This is a genomic window from Candidatus Allofournierella merdipullorum (assembly GCF_048426865.1).
Classification (GTDB): Bacteria; Bacillota; Clostridia; order Oscillospirales; family Ruminococcaceae; genus Allofournierella_A; species Allofournierella_A merdipullorum.
The window spans coordinates 15,059-36,082 of the sequence record NZ_DBFNWJ010000025.1; the positions used below are offsets into that span (position 1 = coordinate 15,059).

The 21,024-nt window shown below is 63.1% G+C and carries 14 protein-coding genes; 3 read left to right on the top strand and 11 right to left on the bottom strand.

Going from position 1 to position 21,024, the window contains the following annotated elements; translation table 11 throughout:
• Positions 1–68 precede the first annotated feature (68 nt).
• Entirely contained in the window at positions 69–1,412 is a 1,344-nt protein-coding gene (gene brnQ, locus ACMNAY_RS04170) for a branched-chain amino acid transport system II carrier protein (RefSeq protein WP_418718498.1), read from the top strand.
• A 9-nt stretch (positions 1,413–1,421) separates the two neighbouring features.
• Here brnQ and ACMNAY_RS04175 read toward each other — a convergent pair whose 3' ends face one another.
• Entirely contained in the window at positions 1,422–2,630 is a 1,209-nt protein-coding gene (locus ACMNAY_RS04175) for an AGE family epimerase/isomerase (protein ID WP_418718499.1), read from the bottom strand.
• 148 nt (positions 2,631–2,778) lie between these two features.
• Here ACMNAY_RS04175 and ACMNAY_RS04180 point away from each other — a divergent pair, with 148 nt between their 5' ends.
• Both ACMNAY_RS04180 and ACMNAY_RS04185 read left to right on the top strand, forming a co-directional pair.
• Positions 2,779–3,636 carry a sugar phosphate isomerase/epimerase family protein gene (locus ACMNAY_RS04180; RefSeq protein ID WP_418718500.1) on the top strand — a complete coding sequence of 286 codons (858 nt, stop codon included), beginning with the start codon at positions 2,779–2,781 and terminating at the stop codon, positions 3,634–3,636.
• Positions 3,637–3,667: 31 nt separating this feature from the next.
• On the top strand, positions 3,668–4,735 hold the full coding sequence (locus ACMNAY_RS04185; protein WP_418718501.1) for a Gfo/Idh/MocA family protein: 1,068 nt from the start codon (positions 3,668–3,670) through the stop codon (positions 4,733–4,735).
• 58 nt (positions 4,736–4,793) lie between these two features.
• Here the strand turns inward: ACMNAY_RS04185 and ACMNAY_RS04190 are convergent, their stop codons facing one another.
• From ACMNAY_RS04190 to ACMNAY_RS04235, 10 genes are all read right to left on the bottom strand, one after another.
• On the bottom strand, positions 4,794–5,717 hold the full coding sequence (locus ACMNAY_RS04190) for a carbohydrate ABC transporter permease (protein ID WP_418718502.1): 924 nt from the start codon (positions 5,715–5,717) through the stop codon (positions 4,794–4,796).
• Positions 5,714–6,595: a carbohydrate ABC transporter permease gene (locus ACMNAY_RS04195; protein ID WP_394976609.1), complete on the bottom strand. Its 882-nt coding sequence runs from the start codon at positions 6,593–6,595 to the stop codon at positions 5,714–5,716. The genes ACMNAY_RS04190 and ACMNAY_RS04195 overlap by 4 nt, the downstream gene beginning before the upstream one ends.
• Entirely contained in the window at positions 6,592–8,832 is a 2,241-nt protein-coding gene (locus ACMNAY_RS04200; protein WP_418718503.1) for a DUF5696 domain-containing protein, read from the bottom strand. Before ACMNAY_RS04200 ends, ACMNAY_RS04195 begins: the two co-directional genes overlap by 4 nt.
• Complete coding sequence (locus tag ACMNAY_RS04205; RefSeq protein WP_418718504.1) at positions 8,819–10,870, bottom strand: YIP1 family protein; 2,052 nt, start codon at positions 10,868–10,870, stop codon at positions 8,819–8,821. The genes ACMNAY_RS04200 and ACMNAY_RS04205 overlap by 14 nt, the downstream gene beginning before the upstream one ends.
• 17 nt (positions 10,871–10,887) lie before the next feature.
• Positions 10,888–11,763, bottom strand: a complete 876-nt coding sequence (locus ACMNAY_RS04210; RefSeq protein WP_394966446.1) for a carbohydrate ABC transporter permease — start codon at positions 11,761–11,763, stop codon at positions 10,888–10,890.
• A 27-nt stretch (positions 11,764–11,790) separates the two neighbouring features.
• A complete protein-coding gene (locus ACMNAY_RS04215; RefSeq protein ID WP_418718505.1) occupies positions 11,791–12,693 on the bottom strand; it encodes a carbohydrate ABC transporter permease in 903 nt (300 codons plus the stop codon).
• Positions 12,680–15,526 (bottom strand): extracellular solute-binding protein, encoded by a 2,847-nt coding sequence (locus tag ACMNAY_RS04220; RefSeq protein WP_418718506.1) that lies wholly within the window; start codon positions 15,524–15,526, stop codon positions 12,680–12,682. The genes ACMNAY_RS04215 and ACMNAY_RS04220 overlap by 14 nt, the downstream gene beginning before the upstream one ends.
• 92 nt (positions 15,527–15,618) lie before the next feature.
• Complete coding sequence (locus ACMNAY_RS04225) at positions 15,619–17,094, bottom strand: ABC transporter substrate-binding protein (RefSeq protein WP_418718507.1); 1,476 nt, start codon at positions 17,092–17,094, stop codon at positions 15,619–15,621.
• 27 nt (positions 17,095–17,121) lie between these two features.
• A complete protein-coding gene (locus ACMNAY_RS04230) occupies positions 17,122–19,725 on the bottom strand; it encodes a DUF4434 domain-containing protein (RefSeq protein WP_418718508.1) in 2,604 nt (867 codons plus the stop codon).
• Between the two features lie 15 nt (positions 19,726–19,740).
• Positions 19,741–21,024, bottom strand: coding sequence for a right-handed parallel beta-helix repeat-containing protein (locus ACMNAY_RS04235; protein ID WP_418718509.1), 1,284 nt, complete (start codon positions 21,022–21,024; stop codon positions 19,741–19,743).

Consider the following 21,024-nt stretch of genomic DNA (forward strand, 5'->3'; position numbering starts at 1 on the left):
GGCGATTGCCAAAGCGCGGCGGATGCGGTATACTTTTTACACTCTATACATAAGATGAGGGACTTACCATGAAAAAGCTCACTCTGCGTCAGCTGCTGGCCGTGGCCAGCATGCTGTTCGGCATGTTTTTCGGCGCGGGCAACCTGATCTTCCCGGCCTCCATGGGTCAGCTGGCGGGCAGCAGCGTCTGGATGGCCAGCGCGGGCCTGCTCATCACCGGAGTGGGTCTGCCGCTGCTGGGCGTGGCCGCTCTGGGCGTGAGCCGGGCGGACGGTCTTCTTTCGCTGAGCAGCCGGGTGGGCCGTCGCTACGGCCTATTTTTCACCTGCGTGCTCTATCTCACCATCGGGCCCCTGTTCGCCATTCCCCGCTGCGCCACCGTGTCCTACACGGTGGGCGTGCAGCAGATGCTGCCGGGCGCGAACCAGCGGCTGGCGCTGGCCGTGTTCACCTTTGTGTTCTTCGGCGCGGTGCTGTTCTTTTCGCTGCGGCCGGGCGAACTGCTGACCTGGATCGGCAAGGTGCTCAACCCGCTGTTCCTGTGTTTCCTCGCCGTGCTGGTGGTGCGGGCGCTCGTTTCGCCGCTGGGCGCGGTGAGCGCCGCGGCCCCCGTGGGCGCTTATGAGACAGACGCCTTTGCCGCCGGTTTCCTGGAGGGCTACAACACCATGGACGCGCTGGCGGGCCTTGCCTTCGGCATCATCGTGGTGGACGCCATCCGCCGTTTGGGTGTGACCGAGCCCGGCCAGGTGGCCAAAAGCACCGTGGGCGCGGGGGTGTTCAGCGCGCTGCTGATGGGCTTCATCTACGTTCTGGTGGCGGTGATGGCCGCCCAGAGCCGCGGGCTGTTCGAGCCCGCAGCCAACGGCGGCGAGGCCCTGGCCCAGATCGCCCAGCACTACTTCGGAAGCGCCGGCGCGCTGATCCTGGCGGCCACGGTGACGGTGGCCTGCCTCAAAACGGCGGTGGGCCTTGTGACCAGCTGCGGCGAGACCTTTGTGCAGATGTTCCCCCACGGGCCGGGCTACCGGGTGTGGGCCGTGGGCTTCTGCGTGTTCTCCTTCTCCATCGCCAATCTGGGTCTGGACGCCATTCTGGCCTGGACCGCTCCGGTCCTGATGTTCCTGTACCCGCTGTCCATCGTGCTGATCCTGCTGACGCTGGGCGGCGGCCTGTTCGGCAACGACCGCCGGGTGCTGGCCTGGACGGTAAGTTTCACTGTGCCGGCGGCGGTACTGGATCTGGTCTGCGCGCTGCCCAAGGGCTCCGCGGCCGCGAACTTCCTGGCCCCTGTGGCCGGGCTGGCCCAGTGGCTGCCCCTGGCGGACAAGGGCTTCGGCTGGGTGCTGCCCGCGCTGGCAGGCTTCCTGTTGGGTCTCGCCTTTGCGAAGCTGCCCAGGCGAAAAGCCTGAGCGCCGCTCTTACTCCAAAATCTGGTCGATGAGCTGATCCACCATCATCAGGCACCGGGGCAGATGGAACGGGCCTTTGAAGGTGGAGCCTTTGCAGGCCGGCAGGGTCGGTTTTCCGTCCCGGCGGAGATAGCCGTACCAGTCGCCGTATTCCGGGTCACTGAACACCCGGCGGCAGTAGTCCAGCGTCTTTTCAAAAATCTCCAGATATTTTTCGTCGCCGGTGTCCCGGTAGATCATCAGGCTGGCGATGAGCAGTTCGTTGTGCGGCCACCAGAGCTTCATGTCGTGCTCGTAGGCCTCCGGCGGCATGCCTTTGCAGTCGATGAAATAAAGCAGGCCGCCGTATTCTTTGTCCCATCCGCCTTCGTAGGCGTAATCAAACATCGTCTGAGCCCGCCGTCGCAGCGCTTCGTCGCTGGTACGGCGGGCTTGTTCCATTACAAACCAGCTGCACTCGATGTCGTGCCCCGGGTTCACCACCCGCCCCGCACTGTACTCCATCTGCAGCTCGCCGTTCGGGCCCACCGTCTCCAGCGTGCACTTCAGCTCAGGCTTGAAGTGATAGCGGAAGATCTGCTCGCAGCACTCCTTTGCCCGCGCGTCGTACAGCTCCCGGTTCTCCGGGTCACAGCGGCGCAGAACGGCGGTGATGTTCAGGTAGATCATGGGGTCGGCCAGCGCCCGGCCGGAGCGGGTCTCGAGGATGGTCTTCGGGCCGAGACCGGTGGGGTCCTGGATGAGGCCGTTGTTGAGCTGATAAATCAGCTCATAGGCGCGACGGGCACGGCGGAGGCACTCCTCGTCGCCGGTGACGCCGTAGTATTCCGCGTTGGCAATGGCATAAAAGCCTTCGGAAAAGCAGTACCGGCGCTGGCGCAGCGGGCGGCCGTCGGCAGTGACGGTGAAATACATGCGGTCGCCCGCTTTGCGATTGATGCAGTGGGCCTCCATAAAATCGAGACAGCTCTTTGCCGCCTCCAGCCATTCCGGGCGGGCGCCGTAGACCCGGCACAAATAGGCGAACGTCCACGCGCAGCGTCCCTGGAACCACACGCTTTTATCGGTGCTGAAAAGCCGGCCCTGCCGGTCAAGGCAGGTATATACGCCGCCGTGCACCGGGTCCATGCCGTTTTTGAGCCAGAAGTCCACGCTGCGGCGCAGTTCCTCCCGCGCCCACTGCTGATACTCGCGAAGCTTTGTCTGCTGCTGATTCATCGTTTTTTCCTCTTTTCTGTTTTTGTTCATGGCCGGGCGCGTCATGCGCAAATCCGGACAAGCAACAACCATGGATTACGCATTGCCGCGCCCGTCGATTTTCCGTATAATGACCTTAAGGAACCACTCTTTACATGGAGGTATCGTTATGGAAAACTTCAAGATCGGCATTATTTCCGACTGGCTGGGGCTCCCCTTCCGCGAGAGCATGGAGAAATGCGCCCAACTGGGTGCGGACGGCGTGCAGCTGTACGCCGTGGAGGGCGAAATGGCGCCGGAGAACATGACCCCCGCGCTGATTGCCGAAAAGCGGGACATCATCCACTCCAACGGCCTGGTGGTCTCGGCTCTGTGCGGCGATCTGGGCGGCCACGGCTTCACCCGCCGCGAGGAAAACCCCGCCAAGATCGAGCGCTCCAAGCGCATCGTGGACCTGGCGCTGGAGATGGGTGCCCGGGTGGTGACCACCCACATCGGCGTTGTGCCCGCCGAGCACAACGACACCTATTTCGTGCTGCAGGATGCCTGCAACCAGCTGGCGGAGTACGCCGAGCAGAACGGCGCCCGCTTTGCCATTGAGACCGGACCGGAACCCGCCGAGCGCCTGCGCGCTTTTCTGGACAGCCTGAGCTCCCGGGGCGTGGCGGTCAATCTGGACCCGGCCAACCTGGTCATGGTGACCGACAACGACCCGGTGAAAGCCGTTTACACCCTGCGGGACTACATCGTCCACACCCACGCCAAGGACGGCCTGATGCTGAAAAAGACCGACCCCCAGGTGATTTACGATTTCTTTGCCGAGGGCGGCATCGGTGACCTGCGCATGGAGGAGTACTTCAAGGAAGTGCCTCTGGGACAGGGCAAGGTGGATTTCGACGGCTATCTGAAAGCGCTGAACGACATCGGCTACAAGGGCTTTTTGACCATCGAACGCGAGGTGGGCGCCGACCCCGCCGCCGACATCGCGCTGGCGGTGAACTTCCTGCGCAGCCACCCGCAGTTCTGACGCATCCGTTTTTTTGAGGGGGAAAGGGCACATGGCTAAACAATACGGCGTTTTGCTCATCGGCTGCGGTCACATCGGCCAGCAGCACATTGAGGACATTTATTACCGCGACAACATCCGCATCGCCGGCGTGGTGGATCAGGACCCGGCGCGGGCAGCGGAGTTCGCCCGCCGCTATGGCGCGGCCCGCTTCGGCACCGACTACCGGGAGTTTCTGGACGACCCGGCGGTGGACATCGTGATCGTCGCTTCATATGTGGACAGCCATCTGCCCATCACCCGGGACTGCCCGGCTCACGGCAAGCACGTTCTGTGCGAAAAGCCCATCGCCGGCAGCGTGGAGGACGGCGTGGAGTTTTTCGATCTTGTGCGCCGCTCCTCCTGCAAGGTGCTGATCGCCCACATCCTGCGCCACAACCGCGCCTACAACAAAATCGCCGAGCTGATCGCCGGCGGAGCCATCGGCCAGCTGAAGACCATCCGCATGGTGCAGAACCACCACGCGATGAACTGGCCGCGCTACAAGCGGCTGATGGAGGACTGCTCGCCCATCGTGGACTGCGGCGTGCATTATCTGGACGTGATGCAGTGGTTCAGCGGCTCGTCCATCGTGTCGGTGGGCGGCTTTTCCGCCCGCATCGACGCCGACGCCCCGCGGGACAACTACGGCGTCATCAACGTGCGGCTGGCCAACGGCTGCATGGGCTACTATGAGGCCGGCTGGAGCCCCAACATGGCCTCCCAGAACCTGAAGGAGTTTGTGGGCGACAAGGGGCGCGTCTCCCTCACGCTGCAAAGCGCCCGGCAGGAGAACCAGGAGGAGGGCGATCTCATCAGTCTTTACTCCAGCGAGACCGGCCAGTACACCTCCATCAACCTCCCGTCCAAATACAAGGACATGTACGCCCAGCTCAGCGCGCTGATCCGCATGATCGAGGAGGACGCTTCTCCCCTGCCCGCGCTGGAGGACGCTTTCTCCGCCTTCTACGCGGCGATGTACGCCGAAAAGGCGATCCGGATGCACACCAGCCTTCGCTGCCCCTCGCTGGACGAGGTGCTGCAGGGCTGCCGCCCGCAGAACGACCTGCGCTGCGGCTGACAGAAAAACGTTCAAATGTGGGGACCGGCCCTTGGGCCGGTCCCCTTTTTGCTGTGGTTTATTCGCCTGTGAGGCCTGCCGCCTCGATGCCCTCGATGAACCGGCGCTGCAGCACTGCATAGAGCAGCATCAGCGGGCTGATGACCAGCAGCGTGGCCGCCATGCGCAGGCTTTCGTTGAGCTTGGTGGCCATGCTGGAGGACGAGGAGGACTGATAAATGCTGGTGAACTCCGCCACAAAGCTTTCCAGTTTCATGGGCAGCGTGCGGAACTCCGAACCCAGCAGCAGGCTGGAGGTGTAGGTCTCGTTCCAGAACCAGACGAAGGAGAACAGGATGCTCACCACGATGGCCGGCCCCACCATGGGCAGCGCCACCTTGAAGAACACCGTCAGACGGCCCGCTCCGTCCAGCTGGGCGGCCTCGTCGTAGGAACGGGGATAGCCGGCAAAGAACAGATAAAACACCAGCACAAAAATGGAGCTGTTCACCCCCTGCCCCAGAAGAGCGGGCAGCCAGGTGGCCAGCGGGGAGCCGGTGAGGCCGTATTTGTAGAACATCAGGTACTTCGGCACCAGCGTGACCTGGGCCGGGATGAGGAAGGCCACGATGAGCATGACCATCCACAGCCGCTTGAGGGGGAACTCGTGGCGGGCAAAGGCGTAGCCGGCCATGGCGCAGCTGACGGTCTGCGCCAGCGCCGCCACCGCAACGTAGAGCACCGTGAAGGGCAGCACCCGCTCATACTGCAGCGTGTAGAGCGCACGGCCGAAGTTCTCCAGATACAGGTGGGAGGGCAGCCACTCGATGGTGGGATTCACCAGATTCTGCACATCCTTCAGCGAGTTCACCAGCATGAACAGGATGGGATAGAGGAACACCGCGCCGATGCCGATCAGCAAAAAGTAGCGCGCGGCGCTCATGGCGATGCGCTTGCCGTGGTGTTTCAGCCGCACCGGGTCGGCGGAAAGACGTTTTTTCATCGGCGGCTCTCCTTTCGTTCCCGCAGCAGCAGAAAGGCTACGCCCAGCACTGCCAGCATACAGACAAAATAGATCCACGCCAGCGCCGAGGAATAACCGTAGGTCTTGCCCACCAGCGTCATCTTGTTCACGATCTCCTTGTTGACCTCGTTGCTGGAAAAGGCGCTCAGCTGCACCAGCGTGTAGATGGTGTTCAGCAAAATCAGCGGCCGCAGGAAAGGCAGATAAATTTTCCAGAACATCTGCCAGACCGAGGCGCCGTCGATGGCGGCCGCCTCCTTGATGGGGTAGCCGATCTTTTGCAGGCCCGCCAGGAACAGGACCACCTGCACGCCCGAGAACCACATGATCAGCACGATGTTGTCGAAGATGTACATCAGCGGCGCCGACAACACCGTGGGCAGCGAGGCCACAAAATCATAGATCAGATAATTCTCCGGCCGGATGACCGCCACCGTGTCGGTGCTGAGCAGCTCCTGGATCACCGGGCCGCTGATGATGAGCACCGGGAAGAAGAACACCGCCCGGAAAAAGCCCCGGCCCCGGAATTTGCCGTTGAGCAGCAGCGCCAGCAACAGCGCCACCACCACGATCATCGGGGTGCTCAGCAGCACGAATTTCATGGTGTCCAGCAGCGAGAGGGTGAAGGTGGTGTCCAGCGTGAAAGCCTCTTTGTACCACTGAAGGCCCACGAAACGGGTCTTGATGCCGGTGGGCGACATCTGCACCTCGCTGAAGCTCAGAAAGATCGAATACAGAAAGGGGAACAGCGTGAAGACCAGCAGGCCCGCCAGCCACGGCAGCAGAAAGATGTAGCCTTCCAGGGCGTTCTGCGTGCGCAGGCTGGCGTGTTTTTTCGGTGCGCCTTTCTTTTTCACCGTGCGTCCCCTCCTTCCAGATACACCGCGCTCAGGGCGGGAAGCGTTGTGCCGCCGGGCAGGGTGCGGGCGGTCTCGTTGTAGTTCACGTAGACCACGCCCTCTTCATAGGTGTTTTCCACCAGGCCCGTTTCCAGCACGCGGCGGTCCAGCTGGACCTGGCCGCGCACCTCGCCCAGCACTTCGCTCACCGTCCGGTAGGTCTCGGCCACCGAGTCCACCCACTCCCGGGCGGCGGTGCTGCACAGGTCCGCCGAGGCGGTGTTGCGCAGCGCGTAGTTGTCCTTTTCGGTGAGCAGATAGGTGGGGCAGGTGTTGAAATCGATCATCTTCAGAAGGTCCAGCTGGGAGTAGAAGCTCAGGTTGGTATAGGGCGCATAGAGCTCCACATAGCCGGAGAGCACCATCTGCAAAAAGGGCACGGTGTCGGTCTCGTACAGGAACTGGCTGCCGGTCATGGGCGTCTGGTCGCAGGCGCCCGTGTAGGCCAGCAGATAGGCGTTGGGACGGGTGAGGGTGAGCGGGCCGCAGAGCTGCTCCAGCTCGCCGGCCGCCTGCTCCACCTGCTGACGCACCTGGGTGCGGCTGGTGCTCTCCTGGGTGAGGTATTCCCCGTAGAGAAGCTCGCCCAGTCCGTTGAACACAAAGTTCTCCAGGCCCGCGTCCGTCAGCTGGCGGGTCTGGGCCTGCAGCGCCTCCAGGCCCGCCGCCGGTTTGAGGTAATAGGTGTCGTCCAGGAAGGCGTCCTCGTCGCCCTGCTTCATTACCAGTGTCTGAGACAGGGAGATGGCGCCCTCGCTGCGGGTGTTGAACTGCCCCTCCTTGGCGCTGAAGGGGTCCGCCACCAGCGAGAGGGGCACCTCCTGCCCCAGCTGCTCCAGCGCGTCCAGGCCGCCGTATACCGTTTTTGAGGCGGACGCCGTCTTGTCGTAGCCGTGCAGGCCGCCCTTCTGCCAGCCCAGCAGACCCACGGAAAGCCCTTCCACGCCGGCCTGCCGCAGCTGCTCCGCCGTTTCAAGGACCGTCTCGGCGGAGGTGGCCACATTCACCGAGGTACCGATGAATTCCTTCTGGACGTCTGCCGCCAGAAAGTCCACCCGCAGGGGGACCGTTTCATCCCATTCGCGGCGGGTCAGCACGCCCGCCTCCACCAGCAGCGACTGGTACTGCCGCGCCATGCCGGTGTAGCCGGCGTCCTGACCGGTGAGGAAATAATAGCTGATCTGCGGGTCCACCCGGTTGGGCTGGGCCTGCACCGTCTGCACGCCCACGCCCACCCGGCTGATGGGCTGTTCGTACATCTGGCGGTAGACGAACTTCACGTTGGCGCGGGTATAGTCACACACAAGGCCCGCCGGGTCGGCGGTGATGGTGCCGTATTCCTCGCCCTGCTGCGCCACCGCCAGAAAAGCGTTCTGCCGCTCGCCGTGGGTCATGCCGAACACCGGCAGCGTCACCGTCTGTTCCTCCAGCGTGGTGTTCTGCGCGCCGGTGTAGGCGGAGTTGATGGCGTCGATGGCATAGTCAGCCCCGTAGATGCGCTTGGCGTAGCCCTGCAGATAGTTGCGGGGGCTCAAAAAGCGCATCAGCGCGCCGCAGCCGTCCGGCAAAAAGACGTATCCCGGGACTGAATCCCCTTCCACCGCGCCGAAGAAGGGCGCAAAGGTGACGCTGGCCAGGCGGTACTCTCCCTCCTCGCGGATGGAGTCGTCGCTCATGGAAAAGGTCAGCGCGTTTTCGTTCAGGGTCATTTCAAAGGTGAAGCCCAGCTGCCACTCGTCAAAGTACACATCCATGACGGCGGTGTTCCCCCGCACGGTGCACTCCATGCTCTGCGCGCCCGCAAACACCAGCTTGTCCTGGCTGTCGTAGACTTCCGCCATCACCAGAGAATTGGCAATGGCCGCCCAGCGGGTATTCAGGTTTTCGGGCTTGTCCTGGGCCATCATGCCCCAGACATACCCGGAGCGCTTGTCCTGCACACGGATGCCGCCGGTCTGCTCGCGGTAATAGACCGCCAGCGTCTCGTTTTCCATCAGCAGTTCGAAGCCTTCCAGGTCAAACCCGGTCAGCGTTTCGCTCTCGGCGAGCACCTGCGTATAGCGGTTGGAACCAAGCTCCCGCTGGCCGGGGGTGCTCTCCCCCGCGGACACGGCGGGCAGCGCGCTCAGCAGCAGCCCCGCCGCCAGCGCAAAGGCGGCAATGCGCCCGGCGATGCGGCTTTTAGCCTGTGACACGATAGAGCACCTCCTTTCCGAAAGCGGACAGGGTATCCAGCACGGTGTCCCAGAACATGCCGATGATGGACCCCACGAAAATCATCACGATCATCAAAAAGAGCGCCAGCAGCACGTTCATCGCCACCTGGCCGGGTTCGTAGTTGTGGATCTCCTTGATGGCCAGCAGCACCAGCACCCCGCTCCAGACGACGCAGAACCCCATGCCGAAGGAGATCAGGAAGGACTCCGACAGGGTGAGCACATGGCTCAAAAGAGTGAGCACCGGCGCGATGCAGATGAAGGGGATCATGGCATAGCTCATGCCCGCGTACATCTTTTTGAACGTTCCCTCGCCGTTGTTGATCTCACTCACCATATAGCTGGCCAGCACAAACAGCCCCACCGGCAGGAAAAACAGCATCATCACATAGAACGGCGATATTTCGCTCAGTTCCAGCTGGCTGAAGGCAAAGCCGCGCCCGGCATAGTAAAAGGCGAAGGCCGCAAAGGCCAGCAGATACAGCACGGTGCCGCTGAGCACGGTGCCCCGGGCGCCCACTTTCACCTCGTAAAAGGCGTCGAAGGGATGCTTGAAGAACTTAAAGGCAAAGCGCAGGTTTTCGCCCAGGCCGATCTCGCCGGCCTTGCGCCCGTCGGTGTAGTAATAGATCGGCGCGGCGGGCCGGGCCTTCCTGCGGCGCAGGCGGCCCAGCAGCAGGCCGCCGCACACCAGCGCCGCCAGCGCCAGCGCGCCCGCGGCGAACCACTGGTTCACGCCGGCAGTACGGACCTCCCAGAAGGCGTCGGAATAACCCGCGCTGTCGCCCGCGCGGCGGTAGCTCTCCATGGCGCCCTCATAGTCCCGCAGCTGCATCAGGTTGTTGCCCATGTAATAGTTGACCATCTGCACGTCGCCGCTGAGCTTCGCCAGCCGGGTGAGGGTGTCGCGGCTGTCGGCATAGCTGCCGTCCTCATACTGGCGGATGGCGGTGTGCATCAAGGAAGCGTATTCGGTGGGGATAAAGGTGTGCACCACGCCCCGCTCCTTGTCCAGGACGTAGAGGCAGCAGTCCTCATCCACGGCGATGCCCGCCGCCAGCGTGAACAGGCCCCGCCGCTCGCTGTTGGCGGCCTGACCGCCCCAGGCGAACAGCAGCGTGCCGTTGTTGTCCAGCTCATAGATCATGCCGCTCTCGCTGACGGTGAAGATCTGGCCGTCCGGCCCGATGCACAAATCCGCCAGATTCTCCACCTCAGGCGAGGAGTTCAGGATGTTCACTCCGGCGATGTTGTGCTTTTTCAGCGGCGCCACATCGGTCTTCTGGGTCACGGTGTAGCACATGCCCTTGGAATCCAGCGCCAGATTGTAGAAGGCCAGCGGGATCTTGTTGAACAGCTGGGCCAGCTGCTCCTCGGTGAAGATGAGGTTCTGGATGGTCTCCAGCATGGACATCTGCACGTTGTTGTAGCCGTAATAGCCCAAAAACTCGCCCGACTGGTCCAGCTGGATCACGCCGTCGAAGGAGCCGGTGGACACGATATAAATGATGCCAGCGTCGGACACCGCCACCTTGGAGGGCTGGTACTGGGCGTTGGCGCCGAAGGTGCGGGTCTGGGGCCGGTCATACCGGCGCAGCAGCCGACCGTCGGCGCTGAGCACCGCCACCGTCTGCAGCCCGGAATCGGCCACATAGATCTCGCCCGCGTCGGTCACGAACACGCCGGTGGGATAGGACAGAATGCCCTCTCCCAGGCTTTGCACATCGCCGCCCGAAAGATCGGTGCTCACGATGCGGCCGGCGCCGCTGTCCGCCACATACAGCCGGCCGCCCTGCACGAAGATGTCCTCCGGCATGGTGAGCGGCGAATCCAGGAACAGCACATCGCCGGTGAGGTAGGCGTCCTGGGTGGGCACCAGCTGGTCGGAGCCCGCCTGCGTGACGAAGGTGGAGGTGGTGGCGTTGCCGGAAGAGCCGGTTTCCGCGTGCACCGCCAGCAGGCCGGAAAGCAGGGCCAGCGTCGCCGCGGCTGCCAGCAGTCCTCTGCGTCTTTTCATGCTGCGGAGCACCTCCTTTACTTGATGCCCGAATGGGCGACCGTATTCATCACCTTGGACTGCATCAGCACGAACAGCACCACATTGGGCACGAACATGATCACGGCAGCCGCCGCGGCCATGGCCTGTCCGTCCACCGTGTTGCCCGTGGGGGACGTGACTGCCGACATATAGTAGGCAAAGGTCTTGATCTTTTCGCTGTCGATGAACATCTGCGAGGCCTCCACCGAGCTCCACGCGGACTGGAAGGCCAGGATGGCCACCGTTGCCAGCGCCGGCTTGATGATGGGGATCACGATGCGGAACAGGATGCCGTAATCGGAGCATCCGTCGATCTGGGCGGCCTCCAGCAGAGAGTTGGGCAGCTGGTCGATGAACTGCTGCACCAGGAACAGGCCCACCGGCATGGCCAGCAGCGGCAGGATCTGAGACCAGAAGCTGTTCATCAGCCCCAGCTGCTTGATGATCAGGAAGCGGGGCACCGCCACCGCCACCGGCACGAACATCAGCGCCGCCTGGTTCAGGCGCTGGATAGTGCGCTTGCCGCGGAAGTTCTTTTTGGAAAGGACGTAGCCCGCCGCCGCGCACATCAAAAGCGCACCCACCACAACGCACACCGTTGACACCAGGCTGTTGAAGATATACAGCGTTACCGGCCAGTTGGAAGTGTCGGCCATGGCGAACAGGCGCTTGAAGTTGTCCAGCGTAGGGCGCAGGGTGATAAAGCGCGGCGGATAGGCAAACAGCTCATCCATCGGCTTGAACGCGTGGAACAGCACATAAAGCACCGGCAGAAGCATGATAACGATCACCGGCAGAAGGATAAGATAGGTCCAGATCTGATCCGCCTTGAATTTTTCCGGCGCGGTTTTGATCACCGAGTGTTTTGCCATAATCCCGTGTCTCCTTTGATTCAGATATCAGTCATCGCTTTCTCCGAACAGCCTGTAGGCCACCCGGGAGGAAAGCCAGACCAGGATCAGCAGCACCACCGAAAGCGCAGCGGCATAGCCCATCTCATATCGCAAAAAGCCGTAGTCGTCCATGTGGTTCACGATCAGCTGACCGGCGTACTGCGGCGTGGGGTTGGAGCCGGAAAGCGCCACGCCCATGCCCGGCGAGTTGAAGGTGCCCACCAGCGCCATCACCGCGCCGAACAGCATCTGCGGTTTGATGGCCGGAATGGTGACGTACCAGATCTCCTGCAGGCGGCTGTGCACGCCGTCGATGGCCGCCGCCTCGTAGAGTTCCGGGTTGACGTTCAGAATGCCCGAGAGCATCGCCAGAAAGCCCACGCCCATGCTGGACCACAGGCCCACGAAGATCATGATGGGCATGAGATACTGGGGCGAGGTGAGCCAGAGGATGGGTTCTTCGATGACGTTCCACGCCAGCAGCATCCGGTTAAGATAGCCGTTGCTGTCGCCGGAGAAGAGCACGCCCCACACCACCGCCAGCGCCACGTTGCCCAGAATGGACGGCGAGTAGATCACGATGGCCAGGACCGTGCGGGGCCATTTGCTCAGCTGGGAGAGCAGCCACGCCAGCATGAAAGACAGCAGGTAGCCGCCGGGGCCCACCGCCAGCGCATAGACGATGGTGTTTGGCAGCACGTGCTGCATGAAGTCCCGGTCCTGGGTGAAGATGGAGATGTAGTTGTCCAGGCCGATGAACTCCGGGAACTGCACCGTGTCGAACCGGGTGAACGAAAGGCCCACCGCGCACAAAACAGGCAGCAGGATGAACACCGTGAAGCACGCCAGGAACGGCGCCAGCAGCACCCAGTGGGAATGTCTGTTCAGCAAATCTTTAATCTTTTTCATCTGACAAGCTCTCCAAAATCTGCTGCGCCGGCACATACTCATAAGCCGTCAGCACGTTTCCCTCCGCGTCAAGATAGCCGAACTCCGCCAGCTTGCGCCGGAATTCCCGGTCAACGTTGGCCGCCGCTTCGTCCAGCGCGATGCGGGCCGGGGTGTTTTCGTCCACCACCTTCTGCCACGCGTTGCTCAGCTCACGCTCCACCGCGTACAGGGCCGGATGACGGTTGATCTCCTTCATCTGGCTCCACTGCTCCAGAATGACTTCCCTGTCCTCTTTGGGGAAATTCAGCTGGGAGAACGCCTCGATGTTGGCGCTGTTCCACAGGTATTCCGGGCCGTAGGTGGTCTGGAGGGTGTTGCCGAAGGTGGTCTGCACCTCGGCGGACAGCCACCACTGAAGGAATTCCCAGCTCTCCTGCTGCATCTCGGAGCCGGACATGATGGCGCAGGCGGAGGAGGCGCCGGTGGTGCCGTTGTGGATCACACCGTTCTCGTCCTCCACGCCGGGAGCCAGCGCCACGGCCCACTTGTCGGCGATCTCGGGCGCGGCGTTCTTGATCTTCACATAGTCCGAGAAGGAGCCAACGCCCAGCGGGATCTGGCCGTAGCGGAAATTGTTGTAAAAGCTGGACACCGTGGGCTGCACGCTGTAAAGGCGGTAAAGGTCGGTGAGGGTCTCAAACCCGGCGAGGGATGCCGCCGAATTGATACCCGTCCGGGTCGCGTCGCCCTCGGCATAGATACCGCCGCCCGCCTGCATCAGGAAAGGCGCGGTGCTGTAAAGAGGCTTGGTGCCGGTGTAGCCGGACAGCTGCAGGTAGAAGTTCATCGAGTTGCGCTGCAGCACCGGCATCAGATCGCGCACGTCCTCCCAGGTGCGGGGCGGTTCCAGGCCCAGCTGCTCCAGGATGTCGGTGCGGTAGAACAGGACGTAGAAGTCCTGGGTCTCGGTCAGTCCGAACACCTGGTCGCCCAGGATGTAGGGGGTGATGGATTCCGGGTTATACTCCTCCATCAGTTCCGCAAAACCTTCGAATTGGGTCAGATCGCACACCGCGCCACGCAGGCCCAGGTCAAAGGGCGTGTTGGTGGCAAGGCCCATCACCACGTCCGGGGCCATGTCGGTGGCGTTGGACAGCACGATGCGCTGCTCGCTGGGCATCAGGGAAAAGCGCACCTTGATGCCGGTTTTGGGGGTGAAGTCGGTGTCGGCCATGGTCTGCAGCACTTCCATGTACTGCACCGGCCGGTTCACCCAGACCTCCAGCGTCTTTTCCTCCGAACCGGCGTCGTCCTTCAGCATCAGCGCGTAGAAAAAGCGCTTCACATCGTCGGCCAGTTCTGTGAAAAAGCCCGCGTTCTCTTTCTGGTCAAAGGGCTCACTCTGCAGATAGATCGCGTCGATGGTCAGGCTCTGGCCGTTGAGTTTGTCGATCTGGTCGGCCAGAAGCTGGGTGGCGGAGCCGGAGCCCTCGCTGAGCAGCGACAGCTTGCCGGGGATCTTCTCCGGCCGCTCCAGGATCTTTTCCAGATTGCCCGCCGCCTGCTTGACGCCGAGGACCGCCGCGGGCTGTGCGTCCTGCATCTCGCCCAGCAGGGCGTAGATGTCCCACAGCTCCTCCTCGCAGGCCGCCAGCTGGTCCAGAACGCCTGGCAGATAGCTTTCCACGTCCCAGGTGCGGTTGGAGTCCGCCTGGGTGCCCGCCAGCTTTTTCATCTCCAGCCCGATGGCGGAGAGCTGTTCCATCACAGCGTCGATGCGGTCCACCGCCTCCTGCAGAGGGGTGCCGTCCGCTTCAAGGAGCAGGGTGTGCTCCCCCGCTTCCAGCCAGATGCCCGCCGGCTCGCCGTCGGCGGTGAGCACCGCGTTCGCGTATTCCACCCCGGTATAGGGGAACGGCATGCTCTCCATCTCGGCGAAGAGGCTCCTGCCGTCGATGCGGATGTTCTGATAGACCGGCAGGCCTTCCTTGCTGTTCTGCCGGTAGTGGAAGGCCAGATCGTAGTATCCGGCGTTTTCCACCGTAAAGGAATACTGCACCTTCTGGCCGGCGGTGGAATAGGCCCCGCCGTCCAGCACGTTCAGCAGCAGGCAGGTATAGTCATAGGGCGAAAGAGAGGCGCTGCGCTCCGCACCCGCGCGGATGGACGAGTCGGACTTCACGCTGTAGTTTTCGCCCTCGATCACGATGCGGTCCGCGCCGTCGGGGCCTTCGCCCTGGGCCTGGCGGTACTCGGCGTAGCCGGGGGTGGGCTCCGCCCGCACCAGCTCCACGCCGTACACCCGCAGGCCGACGTCCTCGCTGGAGAGGGTGAGCTGCGCGCTGCCGGCCGGAAGTTCAAACACGAAGGGCGTGCGCGCGATCTGCGACTGATCGATCACAAACTCGCTCACCGGCTCATCCACGGTGACCTGGGTGGGCGGCGTCTGGTTTCCGTAGCGGTCGGCGCCGTAGTCTTTGGTCTCGTCCCGCCAGATGGAGTGGAGCTGGGTCATGCACTCCTGCCCCGCCAGCTGCACGCTGAGCACGCTGCGCAGCATCACGTCCTCGTCGGTGGCATAATGCAGCAGCAGGGTGTATTCGCCCGCCGCAGGCACTTCCAGCACGATCTGCTGTGAGCCGCCCGCCGGGATCTGCCAGAAGCCGCCCTCGGCCGGCTGCGCGGCAAAGCTCACCGCGTCCGGGTCCGCCACGGACCAATCTCCGTGGTAGAGCGCCGGCTGGGGGTCTCCCTGCGCCTTCGCCTGCTGCACGCTTTGGCCGCAGCCGCTCATCAGCGCCGCGGCCAGCAGAACGCCCGCCAGCAGCACACTTGCTTTTCGTTTTCTCATCGGCCGTACCTCCGGCAGCAAAATTCATTCAAAAAGCGGGAGGCCGTCCTGTTTTCAGCGGCCTCCCGGCTTTGTTCACCCGCAGAGCGGGATCACTGTGCTCTCATTGCCTCAAAATCGCTCTGGACCTGTTTCATCTGTTCGCTGAACACCGCATAGCTGGCGGCGAAATCGTTGTTGATCTTCGCTTCGGTCTCCGCCGCAACAGAGGCGGGGTCCTCGCCGTTACGGATACGCTCGATGGCCTGGTAGATGCTGTCGTTGACCACCTTCCAGTAATCCGGCAGCACCTTGCTGTAGTCGCCCTTCACGGCGTTATCCATGTGGGCGTACATATACTTGACGCCTTCGGGCACATTGGTGCAGTTGGCGAACATCTCCGCCACTTCGGGATGGCTGCTGGCCGGCACGGTGAAGCGGTTGTTGGCGAACATGCCGCCGGCGTTCTCCTCCTGCAGGCGCATGCGGGCGAGCAGACCGTCCTTGCCGTAGGTGAAGAATTTCAGGACTTCAAAGGCGGCCTCCGGATCCTGCGCGGTGGACAGCATCATGCCGTAGTCCGCGTGGACGATCTGCTTGCCGCTCTCGGCGGTGACGCCGGGGATGGGATAGAAGTCCCAGTTGATGCCTTCCAGAGAGGTGGCCAGCCAGGTGTCGTCCCAGGTGCTCTGGTTGGCGATGAGGATCTTGCCGTCCGCCAGGCCGTCGGCGTTGGCGCCGAACTTCTTGGCGTAGTCGTCCATGCCGCCGTTGGCGGTGACGTTGGGATCGCGCAGGTCGTCCGCCACCAGCTGAGGCACCTTGCGCAGGTCCTCCACATAGCGCTCGGCCTGCTCAAAGGCGCCGCTGGTCAGGTTGAAGGTGCGGGTGGCAGGATCATAGCCCCACTGGCCGCCGGTCTCCTGCAGCTGCATCATCAGATACTGGTCCAGAGACTCCAGGTGGTTGATGCCGGAGGTGGAGGTGGTGGTGGCCGCTTTGGCCAGCTCCACGAACTCGTCGATGGTCCAGTCATAGCCCGGAACATCCAGGTTCAGCTCGTCCAGCAGGTCCAGGTTGACCACAACGCTGGAGAACAGCAGGTAGGAAGGCACGGCGTACACCTGTCCCTCATAGGTGAAGCCGTCCAGGATCTCCTGATTGATGTACTGGGTCTCGTCGTCGGCATCCAGGAACTCGTTCAGCGGGTACAGCCAGTTCTGCAGCGCGAAGGCGGACAGGTTGTCCCAGCCCAGCACCACGTCCGGCATGTTCTGGGCGGTGGACTGGGTGGTCAGGTAGGTGTACAGGTCATCGGAGCTGGAGAACTCCTGCACCTCCACGCGGATGTTGGGGTAGATGGTCATGAACTCACGCAGCAAGGCGCGGGTCTGCTCCAGAACGTTGTCGCGCACCGCAAAGGTCACGGTGCCGGAGATCTCCGGATGGGTCTCCACCGGCTCCCCGCCGCCCTGCGCGCCGGACTGGGCGTCGCTGGTGACGTTCTCGGGCGGAGTGCCGCAGGCACACAGCGCCAGCGCCAGAACCAGCGCAAGGCAGATGATTTTCAGCAAAAGGCTCTTTTTCATGGGTCGAAGCTCCTCCTTTTTCATGGATCAATAGACCGAGAATGCCCGCACAAAATGGCTGTTGGCGGGATACTGCACATACACCCGGGCGATGATCTTGGTGTAGACGGTCTCGCCCGTGTCCGCCGCTTTGTAGCGGAAGGTCTCCGGCCGGTGGCAGTTGTCCTGCGCGGCCGGGCGGGTAAAGTCGATCTGTGCCTCGTTGGGGCGCTTGGCCACGCCGATCAACTGCTCCACACCCGCCTGCGTCATGCCGTAGTACTCGATGTAGACCGGCAGGAACACCGCGGCGTCCCGGTCGGACAGCCATTCCGTGGACACGCCCTGAATGGTCTGAGGCGCTTCCAGCTCCACCGTGAGGTCAAAGCTGGAGCCCAGGCCCACCGTGCGCAGCCACACCGACCGGTCGGCGTCCGCCGCCTTGCCGGGGATGCGGCAGCTGCCGCCGTCCGCCTGCCAGCTCACAAAGGGCAGGTCCTCGCTGCCGCGGGTGAGCAGATCGGTGGCGTAGCCGCCTTTGTAGAGGTTCGTCTCCGTGGTGATGAGGCCGGCGCCGTAGTCCAGCACCAAACGGTCGGTGCCGCGGAAACTGGCGTTGGGGTCAAAGTTCTGGGTGGCCGCGTAGCCGCTGATGACCACCGGCAGCCCGGCGGCAAGATTGGCCGGCGCGGTGTAGTCATCGGGCATCTGCAGGCCCGCGGCGGGTGCGCTTGCCTGCAGGCCCGCCAGCGCCAGATACTGCTGGTTCTGGGTGATGACCAGTTCCAGCTTCTCTGCGGCCGTCGCCCCGTTCAGGCTGATGGCGACCCGCACATCGCCCACCATACTGGTGCCGTATTCCTGCTGGGGATACAGGGTGTTCACCGGCACACCGTCCGCCAGGACTTCGATCTTCTGGGGGAAATACAGGCCCTCGGCCGGGCTGTATTTTACATTCAGATACACAAACGATACGGGCTGCTCGCTCTGATTGTCCAGCTGCAGCACATAGCGCACCGAGCTCTCCCCCTCCGGCAGGGCGAAGCGGACGTCCGTTCCTCCGGCCGTCAGGGCGGAGAGGTCGCCGCTGACCAGCGGCGCGTTGTCCAGTCCGTAGGCGGACACCGCCAGGGGCGACACCGTCTGCTTGGCGCTCACTGTCTTGAGGGCCACGGCGGTGCTGTCAATGGTCACTTCGGTCACCGCAGGCTGCCCGGAAAGGTTGCCCGCGCCGTCATAGGCGTACACCGAATAGCGGTAGGTATGGCCCGGCTCCAGCTGGGCGTCCACCGTGGTCACGGTCTGCTCGCCCTCCGCGGGCTGGGGCACGTCCCGCAGCAGGATCGCGCCGGCTTCGGGGTCGTTCACATCCTCGCGGCGGATCTGATAGCCCGCCACCGGCAGGGCCGGATCCTCCAGTTCAAGGCGCTCCCAACTCAGCGCGGCGTCGAACTCGTTCTCCACCGCGGCGCTCAGGCCCGAAGGCGCGGGGATGGGCTGCTCGGGCTGGGTGAGGCCGCCCTGCTGCACCATGCGCAGATAGGCTTCGTAGAAAGCCCGGTTGGTGGGGTTGGTGCCCGCCTTGGTCAGGTCGTCAAAATACACCAGGCTGTGCAAACTGAAGCTCACGTGTTCTTCCACATACTGGTCCAGCGTTTGCATGTTGGCGCCAAAGCGCTGCATGGTCATGGTGTTGGAGCCGGTCATGGAATAAAGTTCCGGGTTGTTCCAGGCAACGGCCCTGCCCCAGCCCTTGCGGTCACGCTCGGTCTGGGCCGCTTCCTTCGCGCGGACCATCGCCTCGTAATACGGGGGCAGGTTCTCCCGCACGCTGGACTCCCAGCCGCAGCCGTCCTGGGGCGCGATGATGTCCACGCGGGAGTTCGCCCACACGTCGTAGCAAAGCATCTCCCAGGTGTTCAGCATCTCCTGGGTGGGCTCGGTGAGCATGGGCGGGTAGATCAGCGGGGAGACCATGATCTGCTTGTCCGGTGTGACCTGCTTCATATGCTCGGTGAGGGGGGCGTAGAAGTCCTGCACCAGACGGGTGCGGGCGGTCTCGCCCACGGTGTTGTTGAACTCATAGGGCAGATACCAGCCGCCGATCACGTCGCCGTATTCCGCGCCGTACTGGGCCCACAAATCGTCGAACACCTTTTTGGAAAATTCCGCGCTGGTGGTGAGGAATTCGCTTTTGCCGTCCTCGCCCACATCACGGAAACCGGCGTTCATAGAGGAGAACCACATATCCTCGGCCAGATGCAGGCCCAGCCACAGCTGCACGCCGTTGTCGCGGCAGGCGTTCAGGGCGTATTCAATGGTCTGCTGGCGGTTGTTCACGTTCTCGCCCGGGTCCTCAAAGCTGGGGGTGTAGTAGTACACCTTGTAGCTTTCGCTGTAATACTGCACCGCGTACTGCAGAACGATCTTGTCCATGCCCGCGTCTTTCAGCTGGCGCACAGCGTGGTTCCAGTCCTCCTGCGTCCAGGGGTTGTCATGGGTCACAAGCTCCGTAGCCACGAACATGCCTGTCAGTGCCGGCATCTGCTGCACCTCCTGTGATGATTCTTCCGCCTGCGCTGCGGGCACAAGGCCCGTCAGCAGAAGAAGGGTCAGCAGCGTACAGGCCGTCTTTTTCAGCAATTTCGTCATAGCTGCCGTCCTTTCTCAGTTTTCCTGTATTTTCTCGATGTAGATACAGTCGTAAACGCTGTATCCCCAGTTCGCCGTGATGACGATCTCGTTCTCGCCTTCGTTCAGGGCGAAACCCTCTGTGGGCACCAGCGGCAGCAGCACGCCGTTGCTCCAGAATTCCGTGCCGGGCTGGCACAGCTGCCACACGCCCTGCTCCGCTCCCGGGAAGGAGGTGAGGTACTGCGGGCCGCCATTCACCTGGATATAATCGCACTTGTCGTTCCCGTCATCGCTGCCGCCCACCACGAACAGCCGATAGCTGCCCGCCTCGGGCACATCGATGCGCAGGGTGATGGTGCCGTCGAACAGATAGACGTACTGCCCTTCGGAGGGCGTTTCCATCTTGTCGCCGTCCGTGATGCCGGCGCCGACGCAGCCGCCCTGCTCCATCTCATAGCGCAGGGCGTCAGGCCCGGGCCGGGCGTTCTGGGCTTCCATCACCGGGTCGGTCAGCACCGGCTGCACGGCGGCAGGCCCGTCTTCCAGTTCCAGTTCGATGGAGTTGCCGCCGTCGCTGCTGGTCGCCCAGAAGGAGGGATAGTCCACCGCGTTGGCGTTTCCGTTGCCGGAGTAGACGTTGCCGGAGCCGGTGTTGCCGGTGCTGCGGTCGTCCAGGGACAGGCCGTAGCCCACATCGCCCGCGCCGGGGCCGCCGTTTGCGGTGAAGGTGCAGCCGTTGACGGTGCAGCCGGTGGCCGCCTCCATGCGAAGGCCCGCAAAGTTGTTTTGTGCCAGCTCCACATTCTGCAGCTCCACGCCCGACGCGTTTTCGATCAGCACGCCGTAGCGGAAGCCCTGAAGGGTCAGCCCGCTCAGCTTCACCGTCTTTTCGCCGCCGCTTACCGACAGGCCAGAGCCGGTGTTCTTGCGGAGGCTGCCCCCCGCGTTCACAACGGTCTTGCCGGCGCCCGCGCCGGTGACGGTGAGCTCGCAGCTGCCGTCGGTGAGGATAAAGTCGCCGTCGCCGGCTTCGTAGCTGCCCTCGCACAGATACACCGACACTTTTTCGCCCATCTCCGCCAAATCGCTGGGCGCCAGGAGCGAGTCGCCGTCAAAATGCTGGAACGGGGTCACGCCCGCATTGCGCACCGCGTCCAGCACCTGCTGGGGCGTGTCCCAGGCGGTCACCACCAGGTCATACGAGGCGTAGTCCGGCTCGCCGGTCCCGGCGGAGCTTGTGCAGCCCGCCAGGGTAAGCAGCAGTGCCGCGGCCAAAAGCGCGGCGCCGCGTTTGATCGTCTTTGTGCCGTATTTCAT